Source organism: Micromonospora sp. NPDC000668 (assembly GCF_042897975.1).
GTDB lineage: Bacteria > Actinomycetota > Actinomycetes > Mycobacteriales > Micromonosporaceae > Micromonospora.
The window spans coordinates 281,112-305,934 of sequence record NZ_JBIAYP010000001.1; the positions used below are offsets into that span (position 1 = coordinate 281,112).

Annotated in this window: 25 protein-coding genes; 9 read left to right on the forward strand and 16 right to left on the reverse strand. The window is 72.8% G+C overall.

Annotated features, from left to right (window positions below):
• Positions 1-16 precede the first annotated feature (16 nt).
• Positions 17-1,222 carry an NAD(P)/FAD-dependent oxidoreductase gene (locus ACFY29_RS01290; RefSeq protein ID WP_386982346.1) on the forward strand — a complete coding sequence of 402 codons (1,206 nt, stop codon included), beginning with the start codon at positions 17-19 and terminating at the stop codon, positions 1,220-1,222.
• Positions 1,219-2,136 (forward strand): RNA polymerase sigma-70 factor, encoded by a 918-nt coding sequence (locus tag ACFY29_RS01295; RefSeq protein ID WP_355607021.1) that lies wholly within the window; start codon positions 1,219-1,221, stop codon positions 2,134-2,136. Before ACFY29_RS01290 ends, ACFY29_RS01295 begins: the two co-directional genes overlap by 4 nt.
• A gap of 3 nt (positions 2,137-2,139) precedes the next feature.
• Here the strand turns inward: ACFY29_RS01295 and ACFY29_RS01300 are convergent, their stop codons facing one another.
• The 3 genes from ACFY29_RS01300 to ACFY29_RS01310 form a co-directional block, all read right to left on the reverse strand.
• Positions 2,140-2,622, reverse strand: coding sequence for an SRPBCC family protein (locus ACFY29_RS01300; RefSeq protein WP_355607018.1), 483 nt, complete (start codon positions 2,620-2,622; stop codon positions 2,140-2,142).
• On the reverse strand, positions 2,619-2,942 hold the full coding sequence (locus ACFY29_RS01305) for a metalloregulator ArsR/SmtB family transcription factor (RefSeq protein WP_355607016.1): 324 nt from the start codon (positions 2,940-2,942) through the stop codon (positions 2,619-2,621). The genes ACFY29_RS01300 and ACFY29_RS01305 overlap by 4 nt, the downstream gene beginning before the upstream one ends.
• Before the next feature lie 136 nt (positions 2,943-3,078).
• Positions 3,079-3,639, reverse strand: coding sequence for an NAD(P)H-dependent oxidoreductase (locus ACFY29_RS01310; RefSeq protein WP_328416110.1), 561 nt, complete (start codon positions 3,637-3,639; stop codon positions 3,079-3,081).
• A 137-nt stretch (positions 3,640-3,776) separates the two neighbouring features.
• On the opposite strand from ACFY29_RS01310, the gene ACFY29_RS01315 reads away from it, so the two are divergent.
• On the forward strand, positions 3,777-4,241 hold the full coding sequence (locus tag ACFY29_RS01315; protein ID WP_328416108.1) for a MarR family winged helix-turn-helix transcriptional regulator: 465 nt from the start codon (positions 3,777-3,779) through the stop codon (positions 4,239-4,241).
• Positions 4,242-4,250: 9 nt separating this feature from the next.
• Here ACFY29_RS01315 and ACFY29_RS01320 read toward each other — a convergent pair whose 3' ends face one another.
• The 8 genes from ACFY29_RS01320 to ACFY29_RS01355 all read right to left on the reverse strand — a co-directional run bounded on the left by ACFY29_RS01320 (position 4,251) and on the right by ACFY29_RS01355 (position 13,570).
• Positions 4,251-4,865: an FMN reductase gene (locus ACFY29_RS01320; RefSeq protein WP_355607010.1), complete on the reverse strand. Its 615-nt coding sequence runs from the start codon at positions 4,863-4,865 to the stop codon at positions 4,251-4,253.
• The gene (locus tag ACFY29_RS01325) at positions 4,862-5,959 is read right to left on the reverse strand and encodes an LLM class flavin-dependent oxidoreductase (protein ID WP_386982353.1); all 1,098 of its coding nucleotides are present in this window, start codon (positions 5,957-5,959) and stop codon (positions 4,862-4,864) included. Before ACFY29_RS01325 ends, ACFY29_RS01320 begins: the two co-directional genes overlap by 4 nt.
• Before the next feature lie 310 nt (positions 5,960-6,269).
• Entirely contained in the window at positions 6,270-8,117 is a 1,848-nt protein-coding gene (locus ACFY29_RS01330; protein WP_386982357.1) for an IucA/IucC family protein, read from the reverse strand.
• Positions 8,114-8,707, reverse strand: a complete 594-nt coding sequence (locus ACFY29_RS01335) for a GNAT family N-acetyltransferase (protein WP_386982359.1) — start codon at positions 8,705-8,707, stop codon at positions 8,114-8,116. The genes ACFY29_RS01330 and ACFY29_RS01335 overlap by 4 nt, the downstream gene beginning before the upstream one ends.
• Entirely contained in the window at positions 8,704-9,993 is a 1,290-nt protein-coding gene (locus ACFY29_RS01340) for a lysine N(6)-hydroxylase/L-ornithine N(5)-oxygenase family protein (RefSeq protein WP_386984589.1), read from the reverse strand. Before ACFY29_RS01340 ends, ACFY29_RS01335 begins: the two co-directional genes overlap by 4 nt.
• Before the next feature lie 35 nt (positions 9,994-10,028).
• Complete coding sequence (locus ACFY29_RS01345; RefSeq protein ID WP_386982362.1) at positions 10,029-11,579, reverse strand: pyridoxal phosphate-dependent decarboxylase family protein; 1,551 nt, start codon at positions 11,577-11,579, stop codon at positions 10,029-10,031.
• A gap of 97 nt (positions 11,580-11,676) precedes the next feature.
• A complete protein-coding gene (locus tag ACFY29_RS01350) occupies positions 11,677-12,534 on the reverse strand; it encodes a siderophore-interacting protein (protein ID WP_386982365.1) in 858 nt (285 codons plus the stop codon).
• A gap of 4 nt (positions 12,535-12,538) precedes the next feature.
• On the reverse strand, positions 12,539-13,570 hold the full coding sequence (locus ACFY29_RS01355) for an ABC transporter substrate-binding protein (protein ID WP_386982368.1): 1,032 nt from the start codon (positions 13,568-13,570) through the stop codon (positions 12,539-12,541).
• A 157-nt stretch (positions 13,571-13,727) separates the two neighbouring features.
• Between ACFY29_RS01355 and ACFY29_RS01360 the strand changes: the two genes are divergently transcribed.
• The 5 genes from ACFY29_RS01360 (at position 13,728) to ACFY29_RS01380 (ending at position 19,408) form a co-directional block, all read left to right on the forward strand.
• Positions 13,728-14,768 carry an iron chelate uptake ABC transporter family permease subunit gene (locus tag ACFY29_RS01360; RefSeq protein ID WP_328416095.1) on the forward strand — a complete coding sequence of 347 codons (1,041 nt, stop codon included), beginning with the start codon at positions 13,728-13,730 and terminating at the stop codon, positions 14,766-14,768.
• Between the two features lie 76 nt (positions 14,769-14,844).
• Positions 14,845-15,873, forward strand: coding sequence for an iron chelate uptake ABC transporter family permease subunit (locus ACFY29_RS01365; RefSeq protein WP_355606994.1), 1,029 nt, complete (start codon positions 14,845-14,847; stop codon positions 15,871-15,873).
• A 29-nt stretch (positions 15,874-15,902) separates the two neighbouring features.
• Positions 15,903-16,727 carry an ABC transporter ATP-binding protein gene (locus tag ACFY29_RS01370; RefSeq protein WP_328416091.1) on the forward strand — a complete coding sequence of 275 codons (825 nt, stop codon included), beginning with the start codon at positions 15,903-15,905 and terminating at the stop codon, positions 16,725-16,727.
• Between the two features lie 55 nt (positions 16,728-16,782).
• The gene (locus ACFY29_RS01375) at positions 16,783-18,846 is read left to right on the forward strand and encodes a penicillin acylase family protein (RefSeq protein ID WP_386982373.1); all 2,064 of its coding nucleotides are present in this window, start codon (positions 16,783-16,785) and stop codon (positions 18,844-18,846) included.
• The gene (locus ACFY29_RS01380) at positions 18,836-19,408 is read left to right on the forward strand and encodes a GNAT family N-acetyltransferase (protein WP_386982376.1); all 573 of its coding nucleotides are present in this window, start codon (positions 18,836-18,838) and stop codon (positions 19,406-19,408) included. Before ACFY29_RS01375 ends, ACFY29_RS01380 begins: the two co-directional genes overlap by 11 nt.
• Before the next feature lie 53 nt (positions 19,409-19,461).
• Here the strand turns inward: ACFY29_RS01380 and ACFY29_RS01385 are convergent, their stop codons facing one another.
• The 4 genes from ACFY29_RS01385 to ACFY29_RS01400 form a co-directional block, all read right to left on the reverse strand.
• Positions 19,462-20,079, reverse strand: a complete 618-nt coding sequence (locus ACFY29_RS01385) for a bifunctional 4-hydroxy-2-oxoglutarate aldolase/2-dehydro-3-deoxy-phosphogluconate aldolase (protein ID WP_386982379.1) — start codon at positions 20,077-20,079, stop codon at positions 19,462-19,464.
• Positions 20,076-20,819, reverse strand: coding sequence for an IclR family transcriptional regulator (locus ACFY29_RS01390; protein ID WP_386982382.1), 744 nt, complete (start codon positions 20,817-20,819; stop codon positions 20,076-20,078). Before ACFY29_RS01390 ends, ACFY29_RS01385 begins: the two co-directional genes overlap by 4 nt.
• Positions 20,820-20,822: 3 nt before the next feature.
• A complete protein-coding gene (locus tag ACFY29_RS01395) occupies positions 20,823-21,851 on the reverse strand; it encodes a sugar kinase (protein WP_386982385.1) in 1,029 nt (342 codons plus the stop codon).
• An 87-nt stretch (positions 21,852-21,938) separates the two neighbouring features.
• Positions 21,939-22,805, reverse strand: coding sequence for a S1 family peptidase (locus ACFY29_RS01400; protein ID WP_386982388.1), 867 nt, complete (start codon positions 22,803-22,805; stop codon positions 21,939-21,941).
• Between the two features lie 186 nt (positions 22,806-22,991).
• Here ACFY29_RS01400 and ACFY29_RS01405 point away from each other — a divergent pair, with 186 nt between their 5' ends.
• Positions 22,992-24,173: a low temperature requirement protein A gene (locus ACFY29_RS01405; RefSeq protein WP_386982391.1), complete on the forward strand. Its 1,182-nt coding sequence runs from the start codon at positions 22,992-22,994 to the stop codon at positions 24,171-24,173.
• An 18-nt stretch (positions 24,174-24,191) separates the two neighbouring features.
• On the opposite strand, the gene ACFY29_RS01410 is transcribed toward ACFY29_RS01405, so the two are convergent.
• Entirely contained in the window at positions 24,192-24,764 is a 573-nt protein-coding gene (locus tag ACFY29_RS01410; protein WP_386982394.1) for a nucleosidase, read from the reverse strand.
• Positions 24,765-24,823: the final 59 nt, after the last annotated feature.

Genomic DNA, 24,823 nt, shown 5'->3' on the forward strand with positions numbered 1-24,823 from the left:
GCGGAGGGGCACGACGATGAACACACCACACGGAGCCGACACGGCGAGCACGCACTGCGTCCTGATCCTGGGCGCGGGCTACGCGGGCATGGCCGCGGCGATCCAGCTCGCGGCCCGCACCAAGCGGCGCGCCGATGTGCAGGTGACCCTGGTGAACGCGCAGGAGCGATTCACCGAGCGGTTGCGGCTGCACATGACGGCGACCGGGCAGCAGCTCGGCGAGATGGACATCCCGGCGCTCCTGGCGGGCACGGGCGCGCGGTTCGTACGCGGCTGGGTGACGGCGGTGGACGTGCACACGAAGACCGTGCGGATCGACGACAGCCGGGTGCTGCACTACGACACCCTGGTGTACGGGTTGGGCAGCGTGGCCGACACGGCGCTGGTGCCGGGTGTCGACGACCACGCGTACACCCTCAACAGCGCCCAGGACGCCGCGTTGCTGGCCGACCGGCTGGCGCGGCTCGCCAGCGGCACGGTGGTGGTCGCCGGCAGCGGGCTGACCGGCGTCGAGTCGGCCGCGGAGATCGCCGAACGGTACCCGAAGGTGAACGTGGTACTGGCAGGCCGGCAGGAACCCGGCGCCAGCATGACCGTGAAGGCCCAGGCGTACCTGCGGACCGCGCTCGATCGCCTCGGTGTCCAGGTGCGCAGCGGAACGGCGGTGACGAAGGTGCTGCCCGACTCGGTCGAGCTGGCGGGCGGGGAGTCCATCGCCGCCGACGTCGTGCTGTGGACGGGCGGTACGCGGGTGTCGCCGGTGGCGGCCGCCGCGGGTCTGACCGTCGACGGTCGCGGCCGCGTCGTGACCGACGCCGCGCTGCGGTCGGTGTCGCACCCCGACGTGTACGCGGTCGGCGATGCGGCCGCGATCCGGCAGGGCTACGGCGTCATGCACGGCACCTGCCAGAGCGGGATGCCGACCGGTGTGCACGCCGCGGTGTCGATCGTCCGTGCGCTCAACGGCAGGCAGCCGAAGCCGTTCCGCTTCGGCTACTACCACACGCCGGTGAGCCTCGGACGGCACGACGCGGTGGTGCAGTTCACCCACCCCGACGACAGCCCTCGTCGGGGCTTCCTGACCGGCCGTACGGCGACCTGGTACAAGGAGACCGTGAGCGCCTCCCCCTGGCCGACCTATCGGCGAATGAAGAAGATGCCCTCCTCGGGCGCGTTCTGGCCGCACGGTGGCCGCTTCACCCGGTTGCGGGGCGCGCGGTGACCCCTCCGCACCCGGATCCCGACCAGCAGGTCTTCCACAACCACCGCAACCTGCTGTTCTCGGTGGCGTACCGCATCCTCGGCAGCGCGGCGGACGCCGAGGATGCGGTCCAGGACGCCTGGATCAAGTGGTCGGCGGCCGATCGCTCCCAGGTGGCCGACCCCAAGGCGTACCTGGCGCGGATCGTGTCGAACCTCGCGCTACAACGGTTGCGCTCCAGCCGGCACCAGCGCGAGACCTACGTGGGGCCGTGGCTGCCCGAGCCGATCCTGACCGAGGGCGACACCGCCGACACCGTCACGGATGCCGAGTCGGTGTCGATGGCGATGCTGGTGGTGTTGGAGACGCTCAGCCCGCTGGAGCGGGCCGTGTTCGTGCTGAAGGAGGTCTTCGACTTCAGCCATGCCGAGATCGCGGTGGCGGTGGAACGCTCGGAGGCCGCAGTGCGCCAGGCCGCGCATCGTGCTCGCGAGCACGTGCGCGCCCGGCGGCCACGCTTCACGGCGGACCGGTCGCAGCAGCGTGGGGTCACCGAGCGGTTCATCGCCGCCGCGACCGGTGGCGACATCAACACCCTGATGGAGTTGCTGTCCCCGGACGTCACGCTGTGGACCGATGGCGGTGGCAAGGTCCGCCAGGCCCTGCGTCCCATCGTGGGTGCGCGGACGGTCGCCGCCTGGTTCGCGGCCATCGGCACCGTCACCTACCAGGGCATCGAGCCTGCCGACATGACGGCCGAGGTGGTCGAGATCAACGGCGGCCCGGGCATGGTGTTCCGGGGTGCGGGCCGAGTGATCGCCACCGTCACCTTCGACATCGACGCCGACGGCCGCATCGCCGCCATCCACAACGTCGCCAACCCCGACAAGCTCCACGCCGTCGCCGGGGGCACCGCTCACGACATCACGACCTGACCGTCAGTCGCTCTCGGTGAAAAGGGCGGCGTACCGGGTCAGGTACAGCGGCCATCCTTCGTCGTGGGCGACGCCGTCGCTGACGGACTGCCAGCCGGGTCCGTGCCGGTCGAGGTGACGGTGCTCCAGCTCCACCCGGGTGCGCTGCGGCGACTCGGCGACGAACGTGACCTCGACCTCGCTGGTGTTGTCCGGCTCGGTCTCGACCTGCCACTGCGGGCTGATGTCCCAACTGAACACGACCCGGTCCGGTGGGTCGTAGGCGAGGACACGGGCCCAGCGGCACTCGGTGCCGTCGACGCCCCGGTCGTAGATGTGACCGCCGACCTTCGGTTCGAACACGGTCTCGGCGATGGCCACGCCGAGGAGGTTGTGCTCCGGCGGTTTGACGTCGCCGAACCGCTCGGTGAACACGGTGAAGGCTCGCTCGATCGGCGCCTCGACAATGATCTGCCGGCGGACCACGGCGTCTGTTGCTGGGGTCATGACTGCTCCTCGGTGGGTTGTTCGACCACTTCCTGGTAGCTGGACAGGGCACGGTTCCAGAACGTGTCGAGCTGGTCGCGCAGGGCGGCGACGCCCGCCGGGTTGAGTCGATAGACCCGGCGGGTGCCGGCTGCGCGGTCGGTGACCAGCCCGGCGTCCTTGAGCACCTTCAGGTGCTGGGATACCGCGGGCCGGCTGATCGGCAGCGCTTCGGCGAGTTCGCCGACGGCCTGCGGCCGCTCAGCCAAGCACGCGACGATGGCGCGCCTGGTGGGGTCGCCCAGGGCGTCCCAACCATCGCCAGCTTGGTAAGTATCCACGAACGGTAAGCTACGGCTTACGGATCACCGAGTCAAGCAGCACCGGCCGAAAGACCTGCCCCACCGCGGGATGGACGCACGGAGCCGGCCGCGGGAAGGATCCCCGCGGCCGGCTCCGGGTTGGTGCGAAACGTGGTCAGCGCTGGCGCAGCGGTGCGAGCGCGGTGCTCCAGGCCACGACCTGGTCGAGGGTCACGCCGAGCGCGTCCCGCTGGTGCTCGTTGGGCTTGAAGACGCTGAAGTTCTCGAAGTCGGTGAAGAGCGACAGCGCGACCTGCGAGCGCACGTCGGCCATCTGGAGCTCACCGGCGATCAGACGCAGGTGCTCGACGGCCCGCGCGCCGCCGACCGAGCCGTAGCTGACGAAGCCGACGGCCTTGTTGTTCCACTCGGCGTAGAGGAAGTCGATGGCGTTCTTCAGGGCGCCCGAGGTGGAGTGGTTGTACTCGGGGGTGACCATCACGAACCCGTCGAACGACGCGATGGTCTCGGCCCACCGCAGCGTGTGCGGCTGGGTGTACTGACCCATCGACGGCGGGTACGCCTCGTCAAGGTGCGGCAGCTTGTAGTCGAGCAGGTCGATCAGCTCGAACTCCGCGTCGGAGCGCTGCTTGGCGACCTCGAGCACCCAGCGGGCGACGGCTTCGCCGTTACGCCCCGGGCGGGTGCTCCCGAGGATGATCCCGATCCTGGTCATGGTTGCGCCTTTCCAGAAGGTCCTTGCCTGGCGGATGAAAGCTAGCTAATTCTTGCTTGGTCAAGCAAATACTTGTCCTATGCTTACCGTCACAGCGAGGGTGAGCAATTGCTCGGTCAAGCAACTAGGATTGGGGCATGTCCGGCAGCTCGGCAGAACCCCTGCTCCCCCTCAACCCCGACGAGGAGGCGCTGGTCCGTTCCCTGGGCCAGCTGATGTTCGTCCTGCCCCGGGCGATCGACGCGGACATGACCGGCGACCGTCAGCTGCCGCTGACCGAGTACACCGCCCTGCGGGTCCTCTCAGAGGCGCCGGGTCGGCAGATGCGGATGAACGAACTCGCCGCGGAGTGCCAGCTCTCGCTCAGCGGGATGACCCGCACCATCATTCGGCTGGAGACGCACGGCCTGGTCGAGCGGGTCCGCAGCGAGCAGGATGCCCGCGGCTGGAACGCCGTCCTCACCGACGCCGGCTTCGCCCGGCTGGAAGAGTCCTGGCCGAGCCACCTGGCCGCCGTGCGGCGGCGGTTCCTGGACCACTTCGAGGGCCTCGACCTCGCCCAGTTGGCCCGCGCCTTCCGGCGGGTCGGGACGGCCGACTGAGCCAGGCGCTTACCCGCCGCCGAGCAACCGCTCGAACGGCGCCGGGTCGGCGTACGGGTCGACGGGAGCTGGTGGGTCGCGCCGGTCCACCTCGCGGGCCAGTTCGCCGGCCGCCCGGTCGATCCGCTGGACCAGCGAGCCCTGGGCCGCGTCGCCGGCCCCCCAGTCCTCCGGTGCCGCGAACACCGCGGTGGGCACCACGACCGCGTGCAGGTAGCTGAAGAGCGGCCGCAACGCGTGCTCCAGCACCAGCGAATGACGCCCCGTCCCGCCGGTGGCGGCGACCAGCACCGGCTTGTCGACCAGGGCGGCGTCGTCGAGGACCTCGACGAACATCTTGAAGATCCCGTTGTACGAGGCGGAGAACGTCGGCGTCACCGCGACCAGCGCGTCGGCACGCCGGACGGTGTCCTGCACCCGTTCAAGGTCCTCCGACGGGTACCCCGCCAGCAGGTTGTTGACCAGGTCATGCGCGTGGTCGCGTACCTCGATCAGCTCGACGTCGACCTCGGCGCCGAGCCGTTCCAGCTCACGGCGGACCGCGTCGGCCAACCGGTCGGCGAGCATCCGGGTCGACGACGGCTGTCGCAGGCCGGCCGACACGACGGCGATGGTGCGCTTCATCGGGCCTCCTCCACGGCGCCGGCCAGCGCCGCGGCCTTCAGGGAGGCGTGGGTGGGCGCGTCCGGGACGTGGGCGGGACGGCCCACCGCGAACTCCTTACGCAGCACCTGGACGACCTCGCCCAGCATCTCGATCTGCTCCAGCACGGTCCTGCGGGGGACCCCGATCCCGTCGACGTTGAAGACCTGCCGCTGGTAGTCGCCGCCGGCGTACTCGCGGAAGGCCAGGGTCCGGTCGATCACCTCCTGCGGGCTGCCGACCAGGAGCGCCGTCTGCTTCATCGTCTCCTCCAGGGACGGCCCGTGCCCGTACGCCGCGGAGTTGTCGAAGTACGGGCGGAACTCCCGCTTCGCGTCCTGCGAGTTCTTCCGCATGAACACCTGGGCGCCCAGGCCGACGATCGCCTGGTCCGCGGGGCCATGCCCGTAGTGCTCGAACCGCCGGCGGTAGAGCCCGACCATCCGCTGGACGTGGGCCTTGGGCCAGAGCAGGTTGTTGTGCAGGAACCCGTCGCCGTAGTAGGCGGCCTGCTCGGCGATCTCCGGGCTGCGGATCGAACCGTGCCAGACGAACGGCGGCACGCCGTCCAGCGGGCGCGGGGTCGAGGTGAACGACTGCAGGGGCGTGCGGAACCTCCCCTCCCAGTCGACCACCTCCTCGCGCCAGAGCCTGCGCAGCAGGTCGTAGTTCTCGACCGCGAGCGGGATGCCGTTACGGATGTCCTGCCCGAACCAGGGGTAGACCGGGCCGGTGTTGCCGCGCCCCATCATCAGGTCGACCCGGCCGTCGGCCAGGTGCTGGAGCATCGCGTAGTCCTCGGCGATCTTCACCGGGTCGTTGGTGGTGATCAGCGTGGTCGAGGTGGACAGAATGATCTTCTCGGTCCGGGCCGCGACGTGACCGAGCAGGGTGGTGGGCGAGGACGGGAAGAATGGCGGGTTGTGGTGCTCGCCGATGGCGAAGACGTCCAGCCCGACCTCTTCGGCCAGCTTCGCGTACTCCACCACGGCCTTGATCCGTTCGTGCTCGGACGGCATCCGCCCGTTCACGGGGTCGCGTGCCACGTCTCCCACGCCGAAGATTCCGAACTGCATCCGAACTCGCCTGCCTCGCTCGCACCGGTCGTGCCTGACGTTCATCAGCAACCTCGGGCGCGCGGTACCGATTCCTTGACTGGTCAAGGAGTTTCGTGGCGGCGGTCACGTACCTGCCTGCCGGCAGGAAGCCCATCTCACACCGCCCAGACGCCGGTGGCGGCGGCCGACCGCGGGGTCACCTCGGTATCAGTCATGCGTCCATTGCACCCGTTGGCGAGCGCCCTGGCCATGTGCGGCAGCGTCGCGGGGATACGCGTCCGTCTCGCTCCGGCCCGGTCGGCGTCGCCGACCAGGCCGGAGCGCGTGGTCAGCGGGACGGGCCGTAGGGGGCCAGCGGGTTGGTCAGGGTGCCGACGAACTGGAGGGCGGCCGACGGGTCGGTCAGGTCGATCATCTGCTGGTTGTCGCGAAGTTGGAGCCGGTTGAGGCAGGACAACGTGAACTCCGGAGCGAACAGGTCGTAGCGGCGGGCGCGCTCGGCCAGGTGCGGCACCCGGTCCAGATAGTCGGTGGCGCAGGCGGCGACGGTCCGCCAGAAGTCCTCCTCGGCCAGCACGCCGGCCTCGGCCAGCACCGCGTTGAGGTGGCGCAGGAAGCAGTCCACCACGTCGGTGAAGATGGTCAGCAGCTTGGTGTCGTCGGGCACCTCGACCCTGATCCGCTCCACCGCCGCCGGCAGCTCGACCTCGGTGCTCATCACCGCGATCTCCTCGGCGATGTCCTTGAAGATCACCCGCTCGACGGTGTCCTGCTCGTCGAGGACCAGGATGACGTTCTCGCCGTGCGGCATGAAGGCCAGGTCGTGGGCGTAGAAGCTGTGCAGCAGCGGGGTCAGGTAGGCGTCCAGGTAGCGGCGTAGCCACACCTCGGGCGCCAGGCCGGACCGGGCGATCAGCGCCGCCGCCAGCGAGCCGCCGTCGGCGTCCACGTGCAGCAGCGCGGCCATCGTGGACAGTCGCCGCCCCGGTGCCAGGCCGGGCACCGGGCTCTCCCGCCACAGGGCGGCCAACATCTTGCGGTACGGGGAGGTGCGGTCGGTGGCCGACTCGTACTGGCGGTGCCGGTAGCCCACCGCCGCCCGCTCCCGGATGACGGTCAGCCCGGTGCCGGCCAGCACCTCGTCACCGGCGATCAGCTCGGCCAGCCAGTCGTTGATCGCCGGGGTGGCCGCCATGTACGCGGCCGACAGCCCGCGCATGAAGCCCATGTTCAGCACCGACAGCGCGGTCTTGACATAGTGCCGGCTCGGCTCGGTGACGTTGAAGAAGGTGCGGATGGACTGCTGGGCCAGGTAGCTGTCCGGCCCGGGGCCGAGGTGCACCAGCCGGCGCTCGGCCAGCTCACCGGCGAAGGTCACCGCCAGCTTGTTCCACCACTGCCAGGGGTGCGCCGGGATCAGGTGGTAGTCGACGAGATCCAGGCCGAGGTCGGCCATCGTGGCCGCGAACCGTGCCCGGGTCTCCGGGTCCAGCTCACCGTCGATCAGCGCGTCATAGTCGAGATCGGCGGCGCTGCTGAACGTCGAGTGGTCCCGGTGCGCGGCCAGCCATTCGAGCCGGACCGGCGCGGCGGCCTCCGGGGCGTACCGGTGGTACTCGTCGACGCCGAAGCCGAGCCGGCCGTTGTTGGCCACGAAGCAGGGGTGGCCCTCGGTCATCGACGTCTCGATGGTCTGGAAGTCCGCCCCGGCCAGCTCGGCGGCGCTCGGTGCGGGCTGGGCCAGTTTGTACGCGGTGCCGGCCAGCGTGGAGGTGATCTCCTCCAGGTAGACCGGGAGCACCCGTGCGGAGAGCCCGAGGGTGTCACGCAGCTCGACGATCAGGTCCACCGCGTCGGGCGGCAGAGACGTGCCGTCGCGGTGCCGGGTGATGCTGTCCGGGTCGATCTGCCAGTGCGCCAGGGCGAGCACGCGGGCGGCGAACCGGTAGGTGACCGCGCCGTCGTCGCTGTGGATCTCGTACCACTGCCGGTCGTCGTCGGCGGCCGACACGGGTTCCGGGGTGAGCAGCCGTTCGTGGGTGAACTCGGAGAGAGCCTTGCGGACCAGCAGCCGGTTGGCCCGGGCCCAGCGCTGCGGGGTGAGATGCCCGACCGGGTCAACGGCGGCGGCCGGGACGGCGGCGGACGACTGGGTGGGGACGGCGGTGGCGGTCACGCCGGGGCTCCTTCGGCTCGGGTGGCGGCGGCGCGCTGCGTGGCGGCGTGGAACTGCGCCCGGGTGCAGACGCTGAGCAGCGCGTCCTTCTCGGGCTTGGCGATGGTGCCGACGACCTCGAAGCCGACGGCGGCGTTCAGCGCGTGCACGGCGGTGTTGCGCACGTCCGGTTCGACCACCACCCGTCGGGTCGACGGGTCGGCGAAGAGCCAGGCCATCACGGTGCTGATCACCGCCCGGGTGAAGCCGTGCGCCGGGCTGCCGGTGGGCGCGCAGAGGAAGTGCATGCCCACGTCGCCGGGCTGGGCGTCGTACAGGCCGACCAGCTCGACGTGGGCGGGGTCGTAGCGTTCGGCGAGGAAGGCGGGTTGCCCGCGCCACAGGCCGAGGTACGCGTCGTGGTGCGGGTGGTCGGCGATCCGCCGGTACTCCTCGGCCACCCGCGCCGGGTCCGCGTCCTGCATCAGCCAGAACGCGGCCTTCGGGTGGGTCACCCAGGCGTGCAGCAGCGCGGCGTCGGCGTCCGGGTCGAGGGTCCGCAGCGCGAACTCGCCGAGCTGGTCGTCGACGCGGGTGAAGACGACGCTCACGACGACATCCCGGCGGGCGCGCCGAACTCCTGGAACGTGATGCTCTTCTCGATCGGGTAGTGCTCCCGGCCGAGCAGTTCCCGGATGATCCAGGAGTTGCGGTACGGGCCCATGCCCAGGTCGGGCGAGGTGATGCTGTGCGTGTGGGTGCCCGCGTTCTGCAGGAAGATGCCCCGACCGGTGTGGTCGATGCTGTAGTTGCGGGCCACGTCGAACCGGCCGTGGGAATCCCAGCGGATGCGGTCGCGCACCGGCGTCAGGAACTCCGGCACCTGGTAGTGGTAGCCGGTGGCCAGCACCAGGCCCTCGGTCCGCAGGGTGAAGTCCCGCTCCTGCTCCACCTGGCGCAACCCCAGCGTGTACGCCCCGTCGTGGTAGCCGGCGCTGGTCAGCTCGGTGTTGGTGAGCAGCCGGGTGTTCACCGGCCCGTCGATGCTCAGCGCGTAGAGCTGGTCGAAGATCTCGTTGATCAGGTCGGCGTTGATCCCCTTGAACAGGCCCTTCTGCGCCGACTCCAACCGGTAGCGGGTCTCCTCGGGCAGCGCGTGGAAGTAGTCCACGTAGTCCGGTGAGGTCATCTCCAGGGTGAGCTTGGTGTACTCGAGCGGGAAGAAGCGCGGCGAGCGGGTGACCCAGTTGAGCTGGTAGCCGTACCGGCCGATGTCGCCGAGCAGGTCGTGGTAGATCTCCGCGGCGCTCTGCCCGCTGCCCACCACGGTGATGCTGCGCTTGGCCCGCAGGTCGTCCCGGTGCTCCAGGTAGCGCGAGTTGTGCACCGCGTCGCCGGGCAGCCCGGCGACGGCGGCGGGCAGGTACGGCGGTGTGCCGGTGCCGAGCACCAGGTGCGGGGCGCGGTATTCGAGCGTCTCCCCCGCGCCGGTGCTGACCCGCACCACGTAGTGCTCGTCGGCCGCGTCGTACTCCACGGTGGTCACCGACTGGCCGAAACGCAGGTTCGGCAGCTTCGCCGCCACCCAGCGGCAGTAGGCGTCGTACTCGCTGCGCAGGGGGTAGAAGCTCTCCCGGATGTAGAACGGGTAGAGCCGGCCGATCTCCTTGAGGTAGTTGAGGAAGGAGTACGGCGAGGTCGGGTCGGCGAGGCTGACCAGGTCGGCGATGAACGGCGTCTGCAACCGGGCCGATTCCAGCAGCATGCCGGGGTGCCAGGCCAGGGTCGGCCGGGCCTCCAGGAACACGCCGTCCAGTTCGTCGATCGGCGCGGTGAGGCAGGCCAGGCCCAGGTTGTACGGGCCCAGCCCGATGGCGATGAAGTCGTGGGTGGACATCCGGCCCTCCAGCCGCGGGTTCGGGGACACCGGCATCAGCCGACGTGGCAGGTCAGGTCAGCGGCGGCGCGGTCGTGCACGTACCGGCCGGCGTGGGTCGCGATCAGCTCGAGCACGTGCCCGACGTCCTCGACCGTGGTGGCCGGGTTGAGCAGGGTGAACTTCAGGAAGTGCCGCCCGTCCACCCGGGTGCTGGCGACCAGCGCGGCACCGGAGGCGGCCAGCGCCTCCCGGGCGTGCAGGTTGGCCGCGTCGGCCAGCTCCCGGCCCTGGCCGGTGGGCAGGTAGCGGAAGACCACCGTGCTGAGCGCCGAGCGGGTGACCACCTCGAAGCGGGGGTCCTCGCTGACCAGTTCCCAGGCGTCGGCGGCCCGGTCGACCACCTCGTCGAAGAGCGCGCCGAGCGCGTCCGGGCCCATCACCCGCAGGGTCAGCCAGAGCTTCAGCGCGTCGAAGCGGCGGGTGGTCTGCAGGCTCTTGTCGACCTGGTTGGGGATCCGCTGCTCCACCATTCGCGCCGGGTTGAGGTAGTCGGCGTGGTAGGTGGCGTGCCGCAGCACCTGCCGGTCGCGGACCAGCAGCGCGCTGGAGCTGACCGGCTGGAAGAACGACTTGTGGTAGTCGACGGTCACCGAGTCGGCCCGCTCGATGCCGTCGAGCAGGTGCCGGCGGGTCGGCGAGACCAGCAGCCCGCAGCCGTACGCGGCGTCCACGTGCAGCCAGACGCCGGCCGCCGCGCAGATCCCGGCCAGCTCGGCGAGCGGGTCGATGGAGCCGAAGTCGGTGGTGCCGGCGGTGCCGACGACGGCCATCACCACCAGCCCTGCCTGCCGGCACCGGGCGATCTCGTCGCGGACGGCGGCGGGCCGGATCCGCCGCTGCGGGTCGGTGGACACCGCGATCACCGCGTCCGGGGCGAGGCCGAGCAGCTTGGCCGACTTCTGCACGCTGAAGTGGCCGGCCGCGGAGGTGATGACGCGCAGCCGGGGCAGCAGTTCGGCGCGGTCCGCCGGGCTGGTCGCGGCGGCGCACGCCTCCTCGCGGGCCAGCAGCAGCGCGTGCAGGTTGGACTGGCTGCCCCCGCTAGTGAACACGCCGTCGGCGTTCGGGCCGAGGCCGATCCGGCTGGCGGTCCAGTCGATCAACCGCCGCTCGATGAGGGTGGCCCCGGCGCTCTGGTCCCAGGTGTCCAGCGAGGAGTTGACCGCGGTGAGCACCGCCTCGCCGAGCAGCGCCGGGATGGCCACCGGGCAGTTGAGGTGGGCGAGGTAGCGGGGGTGGTGGAACCAGACGGCGTCGTGCAGGTAGACGTCCTCCAGCTCGTCCAGCGCGGCGGTGGCGTCGCCGAGCGGCCGGTCCAGGTCGACGCGGTCGACCAGGGGGGCCAGCTCGGCCGGGGTGATCCCGGTGCCGGGCTGGTCCACGGTGGCCACCCGGCGGGCGACCCGGTCGACGCCGGCGGCGAGTGTCCGCCGGTACTGCTCGACCGATCCGTCGTGGAGCAGCTGGGCTCGCGCGGCGGCCGGAGCGGCAGCCGGCGCCGGTGGCGGTGCGGTGGTCTTGACGGGGTACGTCGGCACAGTCACGGGATGTCCTCCACGTTCTCGACGATGGGCAGCCGGAACCCTCCCCCGGCGCGTTCGTGCGCGCCGGGGGCCGTGCTGCCTTCAGATGGGTCGCCGCTCAGGCGGTGGCGCCGACCAGCGCCTCGGCGCGCAGGTCTTCCTCGGATGCCCCGCGTCGCCAGTAGCCGGCGAAGGTCACCCGTCGGCGGTCGATGCCCCGCTCGCCGACCAGGTGCCGGCGCAGTGCCCGCACCGCGCCGGATTCACCGGCGATCCAGGCGTACGGGGTGCCGGTGGGCAACCGGGCGCCGCGGATCGCGGTGACCAGCAGGTCGCTGCCGGGTGGGGTGCTGCCCCGCACGATCCACCGGATCTCCGCGTCCGCCGCGGTGGGCAGCTCACCGATGTCGGCGGCGGCCGGCACCTCGATCCAGGCGCGGACCCGGGTGCCGGCAGGCAGCCAGGCCAGGATGCCGGCGGCGGCCGGCAGCGCGGTCTCGTCGGCGGCCAGCAGGACGACGTCGGTGTCGTCCGGCGGGCGGAAGCAGACGCTGCGGTTGTCCCGCACGGCCGGGCCGAGCAGCAGCAACCGGTCACCGGGCCCGGCCTGACCGGCCCAGCGCGAGGCGGGGCCGGTGTCACCGTGGCTGACGAAATCGATGTCCACCTCGGCGGCGGCCGGGCGGTGCTCCCGGATGGTGTACGAGCGCATCACCGCGCGGATGTCCGGCGGAAGTGCCCGCCAGGCGCCGAACCAGTCGTCGCCCAGCTCGATCGGCACCACCGGGGCGTCCTGTCCGGGGTGCGGCAGGAACAGCGAGACGCTCTGGTCCCGGCCGCCGCCGGCGAACCCGGCCAGCTCCGCACCGCCGAGTGTGACCCGTACCAGTGAAGCCCCGACCCGGCGGGCCCGGACGACGTGCGCGGCGAAGAAGCGGTACTGGAGGGCGACAGGCTCGACGGTGCTCGTACTCATGGCGTCAGCTGACCTTCTTCGCGTTCCGGATGGCGGTGGCGAGGTTCTCCAGCAGTGGCGCGGACCCGGCGTACGAGAAGCGGGGCACCGCGTCCCACGGGGTCACCTGGTTGGTCTTGACCGCCGGCAGCTGCTGCCAGGTGGGCTTGGCCGCGAGGTCCTTGGGCTGCAGGGCGGTGCTGCGGCTGTCCAGCAGGATCAGGTCGGCCGGGAACTTGGCGGTGTTCTCCCAGCTGAGCGCCTCGAAGTAGTCGCCGGCTTCGAGCTTGGTGGGGATCACGATGTCCACGCCCAGCTCGGCGAAGTACATCAGGTCGGTGCTCACCTTGGGGTTGGAGACGTAGAACAGGTCGGGGCTGCCGGAGCAGGCCATCACCTTGATACCCGGGTTGGCCTTGACCGCCTGGCGGACCGCCTCGGAGGCGGCGTCGAAGCGGGCCTTCGCGTCGGTGACCTTCTTGGCCGACAGGTCGGCGCCGAGCGACTCGGCCAGGGCTGCGTACCGCTCGATCGGCTTGGTCATCGGCACCCGGGCGGTGGTGATCGCCACGCTGGGCGCCAGCGGCAGGATCTTGGCCTTGCTCTCGTCCGGCACGTACCAGAGGGCGTCCGGGTCGTACATGTGGGTGACCAGCAGCTCGGGGCGCAGGGCCGCGTACTTCTCCAGGCTGAACTCGCCCCACACGTTGCCGAGGATCTCCACCGACTCGACGTTCAGGTCACCGGCCTGCGGGTCGGCCGTGCCGTCGGCGCGCTTGGTCTCGCCGAACACGCCGACGATCTGCTTGTCGAGACCGAAGTCGACCAGGGCCGCCGCCACGCCGGTGAAAGCGACCACGCGGGCCGGGCGGGCCGCCGCGTCGATCTTCTGGTTGCGGTCGTCGGTGAACGACCAGGGACCACTTCCGTTGCTGGCAGCGGGCTTTGCGTCGTCGTCCTTGCCGCAGCCGGCGAGCAGGGCGGCCAGCGTGGCGGCGCCACCGGCGGCCAGCAGCCCACGGCGAGAGAGGCGACGGGCGGACAGAGCATCGGGCATGGTGTCGTCTTTCGATCAGGGGATGGCCGGGGTCGACCAGGACAGCGGGGTTAGGTTAGCCTAACCTCGGCCTTTGTCAACAGCGGTACGCCGTGTCGCCACACCCCCGGAGCCCACACTGGACGCCACACCCTCCGTCATCCGCTCGGCACGATCCGTGCCGGATGGGTCGGCGGCCCCACCCCCCGCACCACCGCCGGCGCGGCGCGGTCGCCAGGCGGCCCGCGCCGCCGGCCTGGTCGGCGCCGTGGCGCTGCTCGGCGTGGTCCTCCTGCTCAGCATCGCCGTCGGCGCGAAGGCCATGCCGCTCGGCGACGTCTGGTCCGGGTTGCTGCACCACGACGCCGCCGAGTACGCCGTGGTGCACCGGATGCGCCTGCCGCGCACCCTGCTCGGGCTGCTCGCCGGCGCGGCGCTCGGAGTCGCCGGCGCGGTGATGCAGGCCCTCACCCGCAACCCGCTGGCCGACCCCGGGCTGCTCGGCATCAACGCCGGCGCGTCCGCCGCCGTCGCCACCGCCGCCGCCTTCCTGGGCGTCACCGCCATCGGCGGGTACGTCTGGTTCGCGCTGCTCGGCGCGGCCGTGGTCACCGCGCTGGTCTACGCCGTGGGTGGTGGACGCGGCGCCACCCCGGCCCGCCTCGCACTGGCCGGCGCGGCGCTGAACGCCACCCTCTACTCGTACGTGAGCGCGGTGATGCTGCTGGACACCGCCTCGCTGGAGCGGCTGCGGTTCTGGACGGTCGGCTCACTGGCCAGCGCGGACTCCGCGACCGTGACCCGGGTGCTGCCGTTCATCCTGGTCGGCCTGCTGGTCGCGCTCGGCGCCGCCCGCCCGCTGAACGCCCTCGCGCTCGGCGACGACGCGGCACGGGCCCTGGGTGCCCGACCCGCGCTGATCCGGGCCGCCGTGATCGTCGCGGTCACCCTGCTCTGCGGAGCGGCGACCGCCGCCTGCGGCCCGATCGTCTTCGTCGGGCTGCTGGTGCCGCACCTGGTCCGGGCCCTGACCGGCCCCGACCTGCGCTGGCTGCTGCCGTACTGCGCGGTGCTCTCCCCGGTGCTGCTGCTCGGCGCCGACGTGCTGGGCCGGGTGCTGGGCCGACCGGGTGAACTCCAGGTCGGCATGGTGACCGCCGTGCTGGGCGGCCCGCTCTTCCTCTGGCTGGTCGCGCGCGGGCGGGTGGCCCACCCGTGAGCGAGCGCAGCGAGCGAACCAGCAGGCTCAGCACCGTGGCGCGTCGCGCCACCGCGGAACGAAGCGGAGCTGTGGCGTGACCGTCATCCGTACCCCTGGCGGGCTTTCGCTGCGGTTCCGCCCCCGCGCGCTGGCCGTTGGCGCCGGCGCCGCGCTACTCGCCGCCGGACTGGGCCTGGTGGCCATGGGCAGCGGCGACTACCCGATGGGCCCGGCCGACGTGCTGCGTACGCTCACCGGCGGCGGCACCCCGGCGGAGCATTTCATCGTAAACGAGCTGCGGCTGCCCCGGCTGGTCACCGCGCTGCTGGTCGGCGCGGCGCTGGCGCTGGCCGGCACCGTGTTCCAGTCGCTGGTGCGCAACCCGCTCGGCAGCCCGGACGTGCTCGGCTTCACCCAGGGCGCGTCGACCGGCGCGCTGGTGGTGGTCGTCCTCGGCGGCGGCAGCCTGGCGCTGGCCGGCGCGGCGGTGGCCGGCGGGCTCGCCACCGGCCTGTTGATCTACGCCCTCGCCTGGCGGCGCGGGGTGCACGGCTACCGGCTGATCCTGGTCGGCATCGGCGTCGCCGCGATTCTCACCGGCGTCAACGGCTACCTGCTGACCCGGGCGCCGCTGATGGACGCGGCCCGCGCGGTGCTCTGGCTGACCGGCAGCCTGGACGGGCGGGGCTGGGCCAACGCCGGGCCGCTGCTCGTCGTCACCGCCGTTCTGGGGCCGCTGGTGCTCGTCGGCTGCGGCCCGGCGCTGCGGATGATGGAGCTGGGCGACGACACTTCCAGCGCCCTCGGTGTGCCGGTACGCCAGCTACGCCTGATCCTGCTGGCGGCGGCGGTGCTCCTCGTCTCGTTCGCGGCGGCCGCCGCGGGACCGGTGTCCTTCGTGGCGCTCGTCGCGCCGCACGTGACGAAGCGGCTGACCCGGGCGCCCGGCCCGAACCTGCTGCCGTCGATGGCGGTCGGCGCGGCGCTGTTGGTCGGCGCCGACCTGCTGGCCCAGCGCGCGTTCGCCGGGCACCAGCTTCCGGTCGGTGTGGTGACCGGAGTGATCGGCGGCGGCTACCTGGTCTGGCTGCTGGCCATGGAACGCCGGGCGGGTCGGCTGTGAACACCCGCGACGCCCTCGAAGGAGCACCCATGCACCCCGGCAGTTCCCGGCTCGGCGGCACCGCGCTGACCCTCGCCTACGACCGGCGCACGATCGCCGAAGACCTGACCGTGGCGGTGCCCGACCAGTCGTTCACCGTGATCATCGGTCCGAACGCCTGCGGAAAGTCGACCCTGCTGCGGGCGCTGTCCCGGATGCTGCGCCCGACCGTCGGAACGGTCCTGCTGGACGGCCGGGACATCCACGACCTGCCCGCCCGGAAGGTGGCCCGCACCCTCGGCCTGCTGCCGCAGTCGTCGATCGCGCCCGACGGGATCAGCGTCGCCGAGCTGGTCGCCCGGGGCCGCTACCCCCACCAGGGGTTGCTGCGGCAGTGGTCGCGCGAGGACGAGCGGGTGGTCGAGGAGTCGATGGCCGCCACCGGGGTCGACGACCTCGCCGACCGGCCGGTGGACGAGCTCTCCGGCGGCCAGCGGCAGCGCGTCTGGATCGCCATGGCGCTGGCCCAGCAGACCCCGCTGCTGCTGCTCGACGAGCCGACCACGTACCTCGACATCGCCCACCAGATCGAGATCCTGGACCTCTGCGCCCGGCTGCACGAGGAGCAGGGACGCACGCTGGTCGCGGTGCTGCACGACCTCAACCACGCGGCCCGCTACGCCACCCACCTGATCGCCATGCGCGACGGGCGGGTGGTGGCCGCCGGGGAGCCGGCGTCGGTGGTCACCGCCGACCTGGTGGCCGAGGTTTTCGGGCTGCCCTGCCGGGTGATCGACGACCCCGAGACGGGCACCCCGCTGGTCATCCCCGCCGCCCGGCGCCGGGCCACCGCGCCCGCCCCGGAGCCGGCGTGACCCGCGCGCGCCGGGTGACCGGCGTGACCACCCGCCCGTACCGGATGGCGGCGGCGTGACCGCCGGACGCTTCCGCGACCGGTGGGGCGTGCCGCACCTGCGGGCCGACGACCCGCTCGCCCTGGCGACGGCGCAGGGCCGGGTGACCGCGTACGACCGGGCCTGGCAGATCGAGGTGGAGCGACACCGGGCCCAGGGCACCAGCGCCGCCTTCCTCGGCGCCGACGCGCTCGGCTGGGACCGCTTCGCCCGGCAGGTCCGGCTCGACGACACCGCCCGCCGCTGCCACGCCGCGCTCGACCCGGCCACCGCCGCCTGGGTGGCCGCGTACGTGGCCGGGGTGAACGCCGGTCTTGCCGCCGGGGCGGCCCGAGCGCCCGAGTTCGCCGCCGCCGGGCTGACTCCCGGCCGGTGGCAGCCGTGGACCCCGCTGGCGGTCTGGCTGGGCCACCACATCCTGTTCGCCGGGTTCCCCTCCAAGCTCTGGCGCGAGCACGTGGCGCACCGGCTCGGCCCGGCCGCGGTCGACCTGTTCGCCACCGACGGGCCGGCCGTCGCCGGCAGCAACGGGTGGCTGCTCGCCGCCGGGCGGACCGGCACCGGCGCCGCACTGCTCGCCGGCGACCCGCACCGGTTCATCGAGGATCCCGGCGTCTACCAGCAGATCCGGCTGGCCTGCCCGGAGTACGACGTGGTCGGGCTGGCGATGCCGGGCGTGCCGGGCATCGCCCACTTCGCGCACACCGGCGCGGTGGCCTGGGCCATCACCAACGCCATGGCCGACTACCAGGACCTGTACGCCGAGCAGCTACGCCGGCACGGCAACGAGGTGCGGGCCCTCGGCCCGGACGGTTGGCGACCCGCGCACGTCCACGTCGAGATGATCGAGGTGGCCGGGGCGGACCCGGTCGAGGTCGAGGTGGTGGAGACCGATCGGGGGCCGGTGATCGCCGGCGGGCCGGACGAGCCGACCGCGGTCAGCCTTCGCTACCCGCCCCGGGTCCGCGCCGAGCTCGGCTTCGCGGCGCTGCCGGAGCTGCTGCGCGCCCGGACTGTGGCCGATGTGGACCGGGCGCTGCGGCACTGGGTGGAGCCGGTCAACGTGGTGCAGGCGGCGGACACCGCCGGCGGGCTGCTGCACCGGGTCGCCGGCGCGGTGCCGGTGCGGCATCCGGAGAACGGCCGGCGGGTGGTCCCGGCCTGGCGGGCCGAGCACGCCTGGCGCGGCTGGTACGCGCCGCTGCCCCACGCTGAGGTGGTCGACCGCGCGGTGATGGCCAACGAGCGAGGGCTGGCGGCGCCGCTCGGGGTCGAGTTCGCCCCGCCACACCGGGCGCGCCGGATCGCCGAGTTGCTCGACGCCGGTGGCGGCTGGACGCCCGAGCGGCTGGCCGCCGTGCACACCGACACGTACCTCGGCTCGGCCGGCCCGCTGCTGGCCGTACTGGCCGGGGTGACCGCGCTCGGCCCGGCCGCCGCCGCGTTGCGGGACCGGCTGCTGCACTGGGACCGGCGGATGGCCGCCGACAGCACCGACGCCGCGGACTTCGCCACCCTGCGGGCGGCCGTGGTCCGCCGGCTGGCCGCCCACCCGGCGGTGGCCGCGCTGGCCGAGCCGCCGGCGTACCCGGAGGTGTTCGCACCCTGGTTGGCGCTGACGCCGCGGGTCGGCTACGCGCTGGAGCACCTGCTGGGCACCGCCCGGTTACCCGGCCTGGACGTGGCGGCGCTGGTGGGCGCGGCGGCCGAGGAGGTCGCCGGCCCGACCGGTGCGGCGAACGGACAGACGCACTGGGGTGACCTGCACCGGCTGGCGCCGTGGCGGGCGCTGCCCGATCCGGACGCCGGGCCCGGTCCCCGGCTGGACGGCGACCACGACTGCGTGCTGGCCACCTCCAGCGTGCCCGGGGTCACCCACTGGTGCGCACGCGGGCCGGCGGCGCGCTTCGTCTGGGACCTGGCGCGGCGGGAGGACAGTCGCTGGGTGGTCCCGCTGGGCGCCTGCGGGGTGCCCGGCGACCCGCACCACGACGACCAGAACGCCGCGTGGTTGTCCGGCGAGCTGCTGCCGGTGACCACCGACTGGGACCAGCTCACCGAGGAGCGAGATGAGTACTGACGCGACGAGGGCCGATCAGCACCACTACCGGCGGGACGTCACCGGGTTCGGGGTGGTGACCATCCGACCGGTGCGGCCGGACGAGGACGTTGACCTGCTGCACGGCTGGGTCACCGAGGAACGGGCCCGGTTCTGGGGCATGCGCGAGGCGAGCCGCGACCGGGTGCACGAGATCTACGCGTACCTGGACGCGCTGGCCACCCACCACGCGTACCTGGTGCACCGCGACGGCGTGCCGGCGGCGCTGGTGCAGACCTACCAGCCCGAGGCCGATCCGGTCGGCGAGTGCTACGACGTGCGCCCCGGCGACGTCGGCATGCACCTGCTGATCGGGCCACCGGTGACGGTCGAGCGCGGCTTCACCGGCGCGCTGCTCGGCGCGATCCTGGACTTCGTCCTCGCCGATCCGGCCCGACTGCGAATCGTGATGGAGCCGGACGCCCGCAACGACAAGATCCTCGACCGGCTGCTGCGCACCGGGTTCCAGTCCGGCCCGCTGATCGACCTGCCGGAGAAGCGCGCGCGACTGTTCTTCCTGGACCGGGCGGCGGTCACCGGCTGACGCCGTCCTCATCGGGAAGCAGGCCGGGGTGCGCGGGGCACCCCATCCGGGGGTCAGCGGGTGGGCGCTCCGAGGGCAACCAGGTCGGCCAGGCGGTCGAGTTGGTTCGGGTCGGACAGCGCGGAGCCGACCGCCACCACCCGCACTCCGGCGGCGAGGAACGCACCGGCGTTGTCGGCGTCGAGGCCGCCGGTGGCGACGAAGCGGAGGTGCGGCAGTGGGCCGGCAACGGCCCGGAACCAGGCCGGCCCGAGGGAGATCGCGGGGAACGCCTTGAGCCAGGTGAGGCCGTGTCGCATCGCCTGCTGTGCCTCGGTCGGGGTGGCCACGCCGGGCAGGTGGGGCAGGCCGCGGCCGGCGGCGGCGTCGGCGACCGCCAGGTCCAGGCCGGGCGCGACGGTGAACGCCGCCCCGGCGTCGGCCGCCGCGGCGACCTGCTCCACGCCGAGCACGGTGCCGGCGCCGACGATCCGGCCGCGCTCAGCGCCCGCCTCGACGGCGGCGCGCAGCGCCGGCACCGCGTCGGCGGTGGCCACCGGCACCTCCACCACGTCGATACCGAGGTCCCAGGCCCGGCCGGCGAGCCGGACGGTCTCCGCCACCGGCAGGCCGCGCAGGATCGCCATCACGCGGGCGGCGCCGAAGATGTGCTCGAAGTCCGCTGTGGTCATGGTCCACTCCATCCGAGGTCGCGGGAGATCTGTTGCGTGGTGGCCAGCAGCCGGGGTAGCAGGCGTCGCAGGTCGGCCAGGGTGGCGACCACCGTCGGCGCGGTCACCGACACGGCCGTGGTGACCGCGCCGTCGGCCTGCCGCACCGGGGCCGCCACGCAGGTGATCAGTGGCTCGAACTCGCCGTCGTCGGCGGCCCAGCCCTGGTCGGCGACGGCCGCCAGCTCCGCGCGCAACGCCCCCGGGTCGCAGATGGTGCCCGGGGTGTACGCGCGCAGCTCGGTGCGGTCGAGCAGCCCGGTCAGCCGGGGCTCCGGGCAGAACGCCAGCACCACCTTGCCCACCCCGCTGGCGTGCAACGGCGCGGTGCGCCCGATCCGGGAGTACATCCGCACCTGGCCACGGGCCTCGATCTTGTCCACGTAGACCAGCTCGTCGTCGACCAGTTGGGCCAGGTGGATGGTGTGCCCGCAGTCGCGGCCGAGCGCAGCCAGGTGCGGGTGGGCCACCGTGCGCACGTCCAGGGAGTCCAGGGCCTGCTGGGCGAGACCGATCAGCCGCAGCCCGACAGCCCAGCCGCCGTCGCTGCGTCGGGCGAAACCACCGGTCTCCATGGTCTGCAGGAGGCGCAGCGCGGTGGACTTGTGCACCCCCAGGTGGGCGGCGACGTCACCGAGCTGGGCGGGCTCACGGCCCAGCAGCTCCAGCACCCGCATCGCCCGGTCGACGCTTTGCGACACGCCTCAGACCTCCGCTCGCACGCCGGTCAGGTCCAGCGGCGACCAGGCCTCGACGGGGGCGTCGAGCAGCCGGGCGAACCAGGCCCACGGCGGCACCGGAGCGTTGTCGCCGCTGCTGCCCAGCGCCTGAGCCGCGACCAGGTGACCGAGGCGCAGCCGGCGTACCGGGTCGAGGCCGCGAAGCAGCCCGGCCACATAGCCGGCGGCGAACGCGTCCCCGGCGCCGACCGGCTCCACCACCGTCACCCGGGGAGCCCGGACGAAGACCGGCTCGGCGTCACGGGGCAGGGCGGTGGCGCCCACCGCGCCGTCCTTGACCACGACCGTCTCCGGCCCGGGCAGCAGCCGGCGCACCGAGGCCGGGTCGACGGTGCCCCACAGGGCGTCCGCCTCGTCCTGGCCGACGAAGACCAGGTCGCTGCGGTCGGCGAGGTCGCGCAGCACCGGGGCGGCCCGGTCGGCCGGCCAGAGCCGGGCCCGGTGGTTGACGTCGAAGCTGACCAGCGCGCCCGGCAGCGGCCGGTCGGTCACCGCGTGCTCGACCAGGGCTCGGCAGGAGGCGGAGAGCGCCGGGGTGATCCCGGACAGGTGCAGCACCCGGACGCCGGCCAGCCGAGGGTCGGCCAGTACCGCCCGGTCCAGCCGGGACGCGGCCGAGCCGGCCCGGTAGTAGTGCACGGTGGTCGACGCCGGGCCCGGGTCCTTGACGTACAGCCCGGTGGGAGCGGCCGGGTCGACGGTCACCAGGTCGACCCGGACGCCGGCGGCGGCGACGTGCCGGACGACGGCCCGGCCGAAGGGGTCGTCGCCGACCCGGCTCACCCAGGTCGCCCGGTGTCCGAGCCGGGCCAGGTAGCCGGCCACGTTGGACTCCGCGCCGCCGACCGACACGGCGACCCGCTCGGCGTGCTCCAGTTGCTCGCCCGGCGCGGGGCAGAGCACCACCATGGTCTCCCCCACCGTGGCCACCTCGACCGGTGGGAGGCCGGCCGGGTCGGTCGCGTGGTCGGGTCGGGAGTCAGGGGTCGGCACACGTCCTCCCGGCGGGGGTTCGGGGTGCCGCCGAGCCTATGTGCGTTGCGCAGGACGAGCAACCCGTTGCGCTCTGCGCAACGGGAGTCAGGGCAGCGTCAGCCCGTACGCGGCGAGCACCTCATTGATCGGCTGGTAGTAGGTGGTGCCGCCGGAGGTGCAGTTGCCGCTGCCGCCGGACAGGATCCCGAGGATGGTGCCGGTGGCCGCCACGTAGAGCGGCCCGCCACTGTCGCCCGGCTCGGCGCAGATGTTGGTACGGATCAGGCCGTAGACCACATCGCCGCTGGCGTAGTTGACGGTCTGGTTGAGGCCGGTGACGGTGCCGCAACGCACCCCGGTGGTGGAGCCGCTGCGGCACACCGCCTGACCGATGTACGCGTTACCGGCGCCGTAGATGGTCAGCAGGCCGGGGTAGGTGTAGACCGCGCTGGGATGGGCGATCCGGCTGGTGTAGCGGATCAGGCCGTAGTCGTTGCTGGGAAAGCTGGTGGCGGTACGGGTGCCGAGCACGGCGGTCTGCGCGCTGTCGGCGTACCAGGCACTGGCGACAGTGGTGCAGTGGCCGGCGGTGATCACGTAGTAGGTGCTGCCGCTGCGCACGTTGGCGCCGAGCGAGCAGCGACCGCCACCGCCGTAGATGCCCTGTCCGGCGGCGATCAGGGTGCGCAGCGTCCCGGGCTCCCGGCGCAGCAGCGCGCCGGCCCGGTCGGCCACCGTGCGCAGCGCCGCCACCTCGGCGGGCGCCACGGTGTCGTCGACGGTGATGGTCATCCGGCCGGTGGCCGGGTCGAGGCCCCAGGCGGTGCCGGGCGTACGTACCCCGGCCAGCGCGGCCGGGTCGGCGACGGGCGCGGCGGGGGCGGCCCGGTCGGGGACGGCGGCCTGCGCCGCGCCGGGCGCGACGAGCAGGAGTGCGGTCAGGACGAGGGCGACGAGCGGGGAGCGGCGCATCCGAACCTCCGAAGAGATCGAGATATATGAATGCCGTCAAGCATCACCCGACGGCTGACGCCATGGCAACCTCAGGCCGGACGCACGGGTGACCAGCCTGGGGGTGGGTCGGCGGGAATCGCTGATCCGGGGACGGGCCGCGCCGGTGCCGCCGATAATCCTCGGAGACGCGGCGGGAGGCCGGGCATGACCACCGGAGGCACTGCGGCGCTGGTACGCCGCCCGGACGGGTCGGCCCGGGCCACGCTGCTGGAACTCCTCTTCGACGTGGTCTTCGTGGCCGCCCTCGCCATGGTCTCGAAGCTGATCGCCGAACGCGACTCCTGGAGCGGCTCCGGGCCGGTGCTGCTGACGCTGGCGGCGATCTGGTGGACCTGGTCGGTCACCTCGACCACGACCGAGTTCTACGACCCGGATCAGCGCCCGATCCAGGCCATCCTGATGGTCGCCATGGTGGGATCGGTGGGGATGGCGGCGGCACTGCCGATGCTGTCCGCCGGGCACGCGATGGTCTTCGCGATCGCGTACGTCACCACGCACGTGGTGCGCGGCGTCGTCCTGGTCACCACGTTGCACCGACAGCGGCACCGGGCGGCCATGGAGCGGGCCTCGCGGTTCATGTTCTGGTTCTTGGTCTCCGGCGTCTTCTGGATCACCGGAGCGGTGGCCGGATCGCCGAACTGGAGGCTCTGGACCATCGCGATAGCGATCGACCTGGTCTCCGCGGCGGTCCGGTACCCGATGCCGTGGCTGGGCCGGGTGCCCCTCGACCAGTACGAGCGGACCACCGGGCACCTGGGCGAGCGGTACCAGCAGTTCATCATCCTGGCCCTCGGCGACATCATCCTGGTGCCCATCCTGGAGGTCAGCCGGACGCATCTCGACCGCTTCCGGCTCGCCGCCCTGCTCTGCGCCTTCGCCACCATGCTGATGCTCTGGCAGATCTACGTCTTCCGGGCCGGCGAGTTGCTGAAGGCCGGTGCTGACGCGAGGCGAGCAGCCCGGCTTGCCCCGTACACCCATCTGGTGATGCTGGCCGGCGTGGTCTGCACGGCGGCCTCCTTCGACCTGGTCGCCGACCGGCCGACCGGAACGACGCCGACGTCGTGGCTCGTGCTGATCCTCGGTGGCCCGGCGCTGTTCGTGATCGGGCGCATCCTGTTCACCTATCTGGTGACCGCCATCGTGCCTTGGCGGCGGCTGGTCTGGCTGCTGCTGCCGGTGCTGGCACTCCCGTGGGCCGGTGGCTGGCCGCCGCTGCTGGTCACCGTGGTCGTTGCGCTCGGGCTGGCCGGCGCCGCCCTGGTCCCGGCGAGCAACGTCCGGGTGACCAGACCGGGGCTGCGGATGCGGCGACAGCAACCCTGAGCCGCCGGGGCGGCCGGATCAGTCGAGGTGCCGACCGGTCCAGTCGGCGAGGTCCCGGGCGCAGGCGTCCACCGACTCCCGCCACGTCCGGGCAGCACCCTCCCCCGCCTCGTCGCTGACCTGCTTGACCAGCCGGCACGGCACGCCAGCCTGGTTGGCGGCCCAGGCGACCGCGTACCCCTCCATGTCGACCAGGTCGGCGCGCTGCGCCAACCGGTCCCGCGCGGCGTCGTCGGCCACGAAGGTGTCGCCGGTCGCCAGCACCGCGCCCTCGGTGGCCAGCGGCAGCGGCGCGCCGTAGGTCTGGCCGGTGAGCGTGCGCAGCAGGGCGGTGTCCAGGTCGTGCTGAAGTACGGTGGCGACCTCGTGGATGCCGGTCCAGCCGGGGCGCAACGCGCCCGCCGTGCCCAGGTTGAGCAGCAGGGCGGGGTGCGGCCCGGCGGCCAGCACCGCCGCCACCGCGCTGGCGGCGTTCACCTTGCCCATCCCGGTGAGCAGCACCGGCAGCTCCGGCGGCAGGTACCGGGCCTCCTCCTCGACGGCGAGGACCACCAGCGGACGATCGGCGCGGACCGTACCCCGAAGAATCACCGGAGCATCGTACGGGCCGCCTCGGCGGGATACCCGGCCGGTTCGGCGGGCTCGGCGCG

Bases quoted from the DNA above. Each gene is read 5' to 3' on its own strand.
- ACFY29_RS01290 (WP_386982346.1), top strand. From the start codon at position 17: ATGAACACACCACACGGAGCCGACACGGCGAGCACGCACTGCGTCCTG.
- ACFY29_RS01300 (WP_355607018.1), bottom strand. From the start codon at position 2,622: ATGACCCCAGCAACAGACGCCGTGGTCCGCCGGCAGATCATTGTCGAG.
- ACFY29_RS01310 (WP_328416110.1), bottom strand. From the start codon at position 3,639: ATGACCAGGATCGGGATCATCCTCGGGAGCACCCGCCCGGGGCGTAAC.
- ACFY29_RS01315 (WP_328416108.1), top strand. From the start codon at position 3,777: ATGTCCGGCAGCTCGGCAGAACCCCTGCTCCCCCTCAACCCCGACGAG.
- ACFY29_RS01320 (WP_355607010.1), bottom strand. From the start codon at position 4,865: ATGAAGCGCACCATCGCCGTCGTGTCGGCCGGCCTGCGACAGCCGTCG.
- ACFY29_RS01325 (WP_386982353.1), bottom strand. From the start codon at position 5,959: ATGCAGTTCGGAATCTTCGGCGTGGGAGACGTGGCACGCGACCCCGTG.
- ACFY29_RS01340 (WP_386984589.1), bottom strand. From the start codon at position 9,993: ATGTCCACCCACGACTTCATCGCCATCGGGCTGGGCCCGTACAACCTG.
- ACFY29_RS01350 (WP_386982365.1), bottom strand. From the start codon at position 12,534: ATGAGTACGAGCACCGTCGAGCCTGTCGCCCTCCAGTACCGCTTCTTC.
- ACFY29_RS01355 (WP_386982368.1), bottom strand. From the start codon at position 13,570: ATGCCCGATGCTCTGTCCGCCCGTCGCCTCTCTCGCCGTGGGCTGCTG.
- ACFY29_RS01370 (WP_328416091.1), top strand. From the start codon at position 15,903: ATGCACCCCGGCAGTTCCCGGCTCGGCGGCACCGCGCTGACCCTCGCC.
- ACFY29_RS01380 (WP_386982376.1), top strand. From the start codon at position 18,836: ATGAGTACTGACGCGACGAGGGCCGATCAGCACCACTACCGGCGGGAC.
- ACFY29_RS01385 (WP_386982379.1), bottom strand. From the start codon at position 20,079: ATGACCACAGCGGACTTCGAGCACATCTTCGGCGCCGCCCGCGTGATG.
- ACFY29_RS01400 (WP_386982388.1), bottom strand. From the start codon at position 22,805: ATGCGCCGCTCCCCGCTCGTCGCCCTCGTCCTGACCGCACTCCTGCTC.
- ACFY29_RS01405 (WP_386982391.1), top strand. From the start codon at position 22,992: ATGACCACCGGAGGCACTGCGGCGCTGGTACGCCGCCCGGACGGGTCG.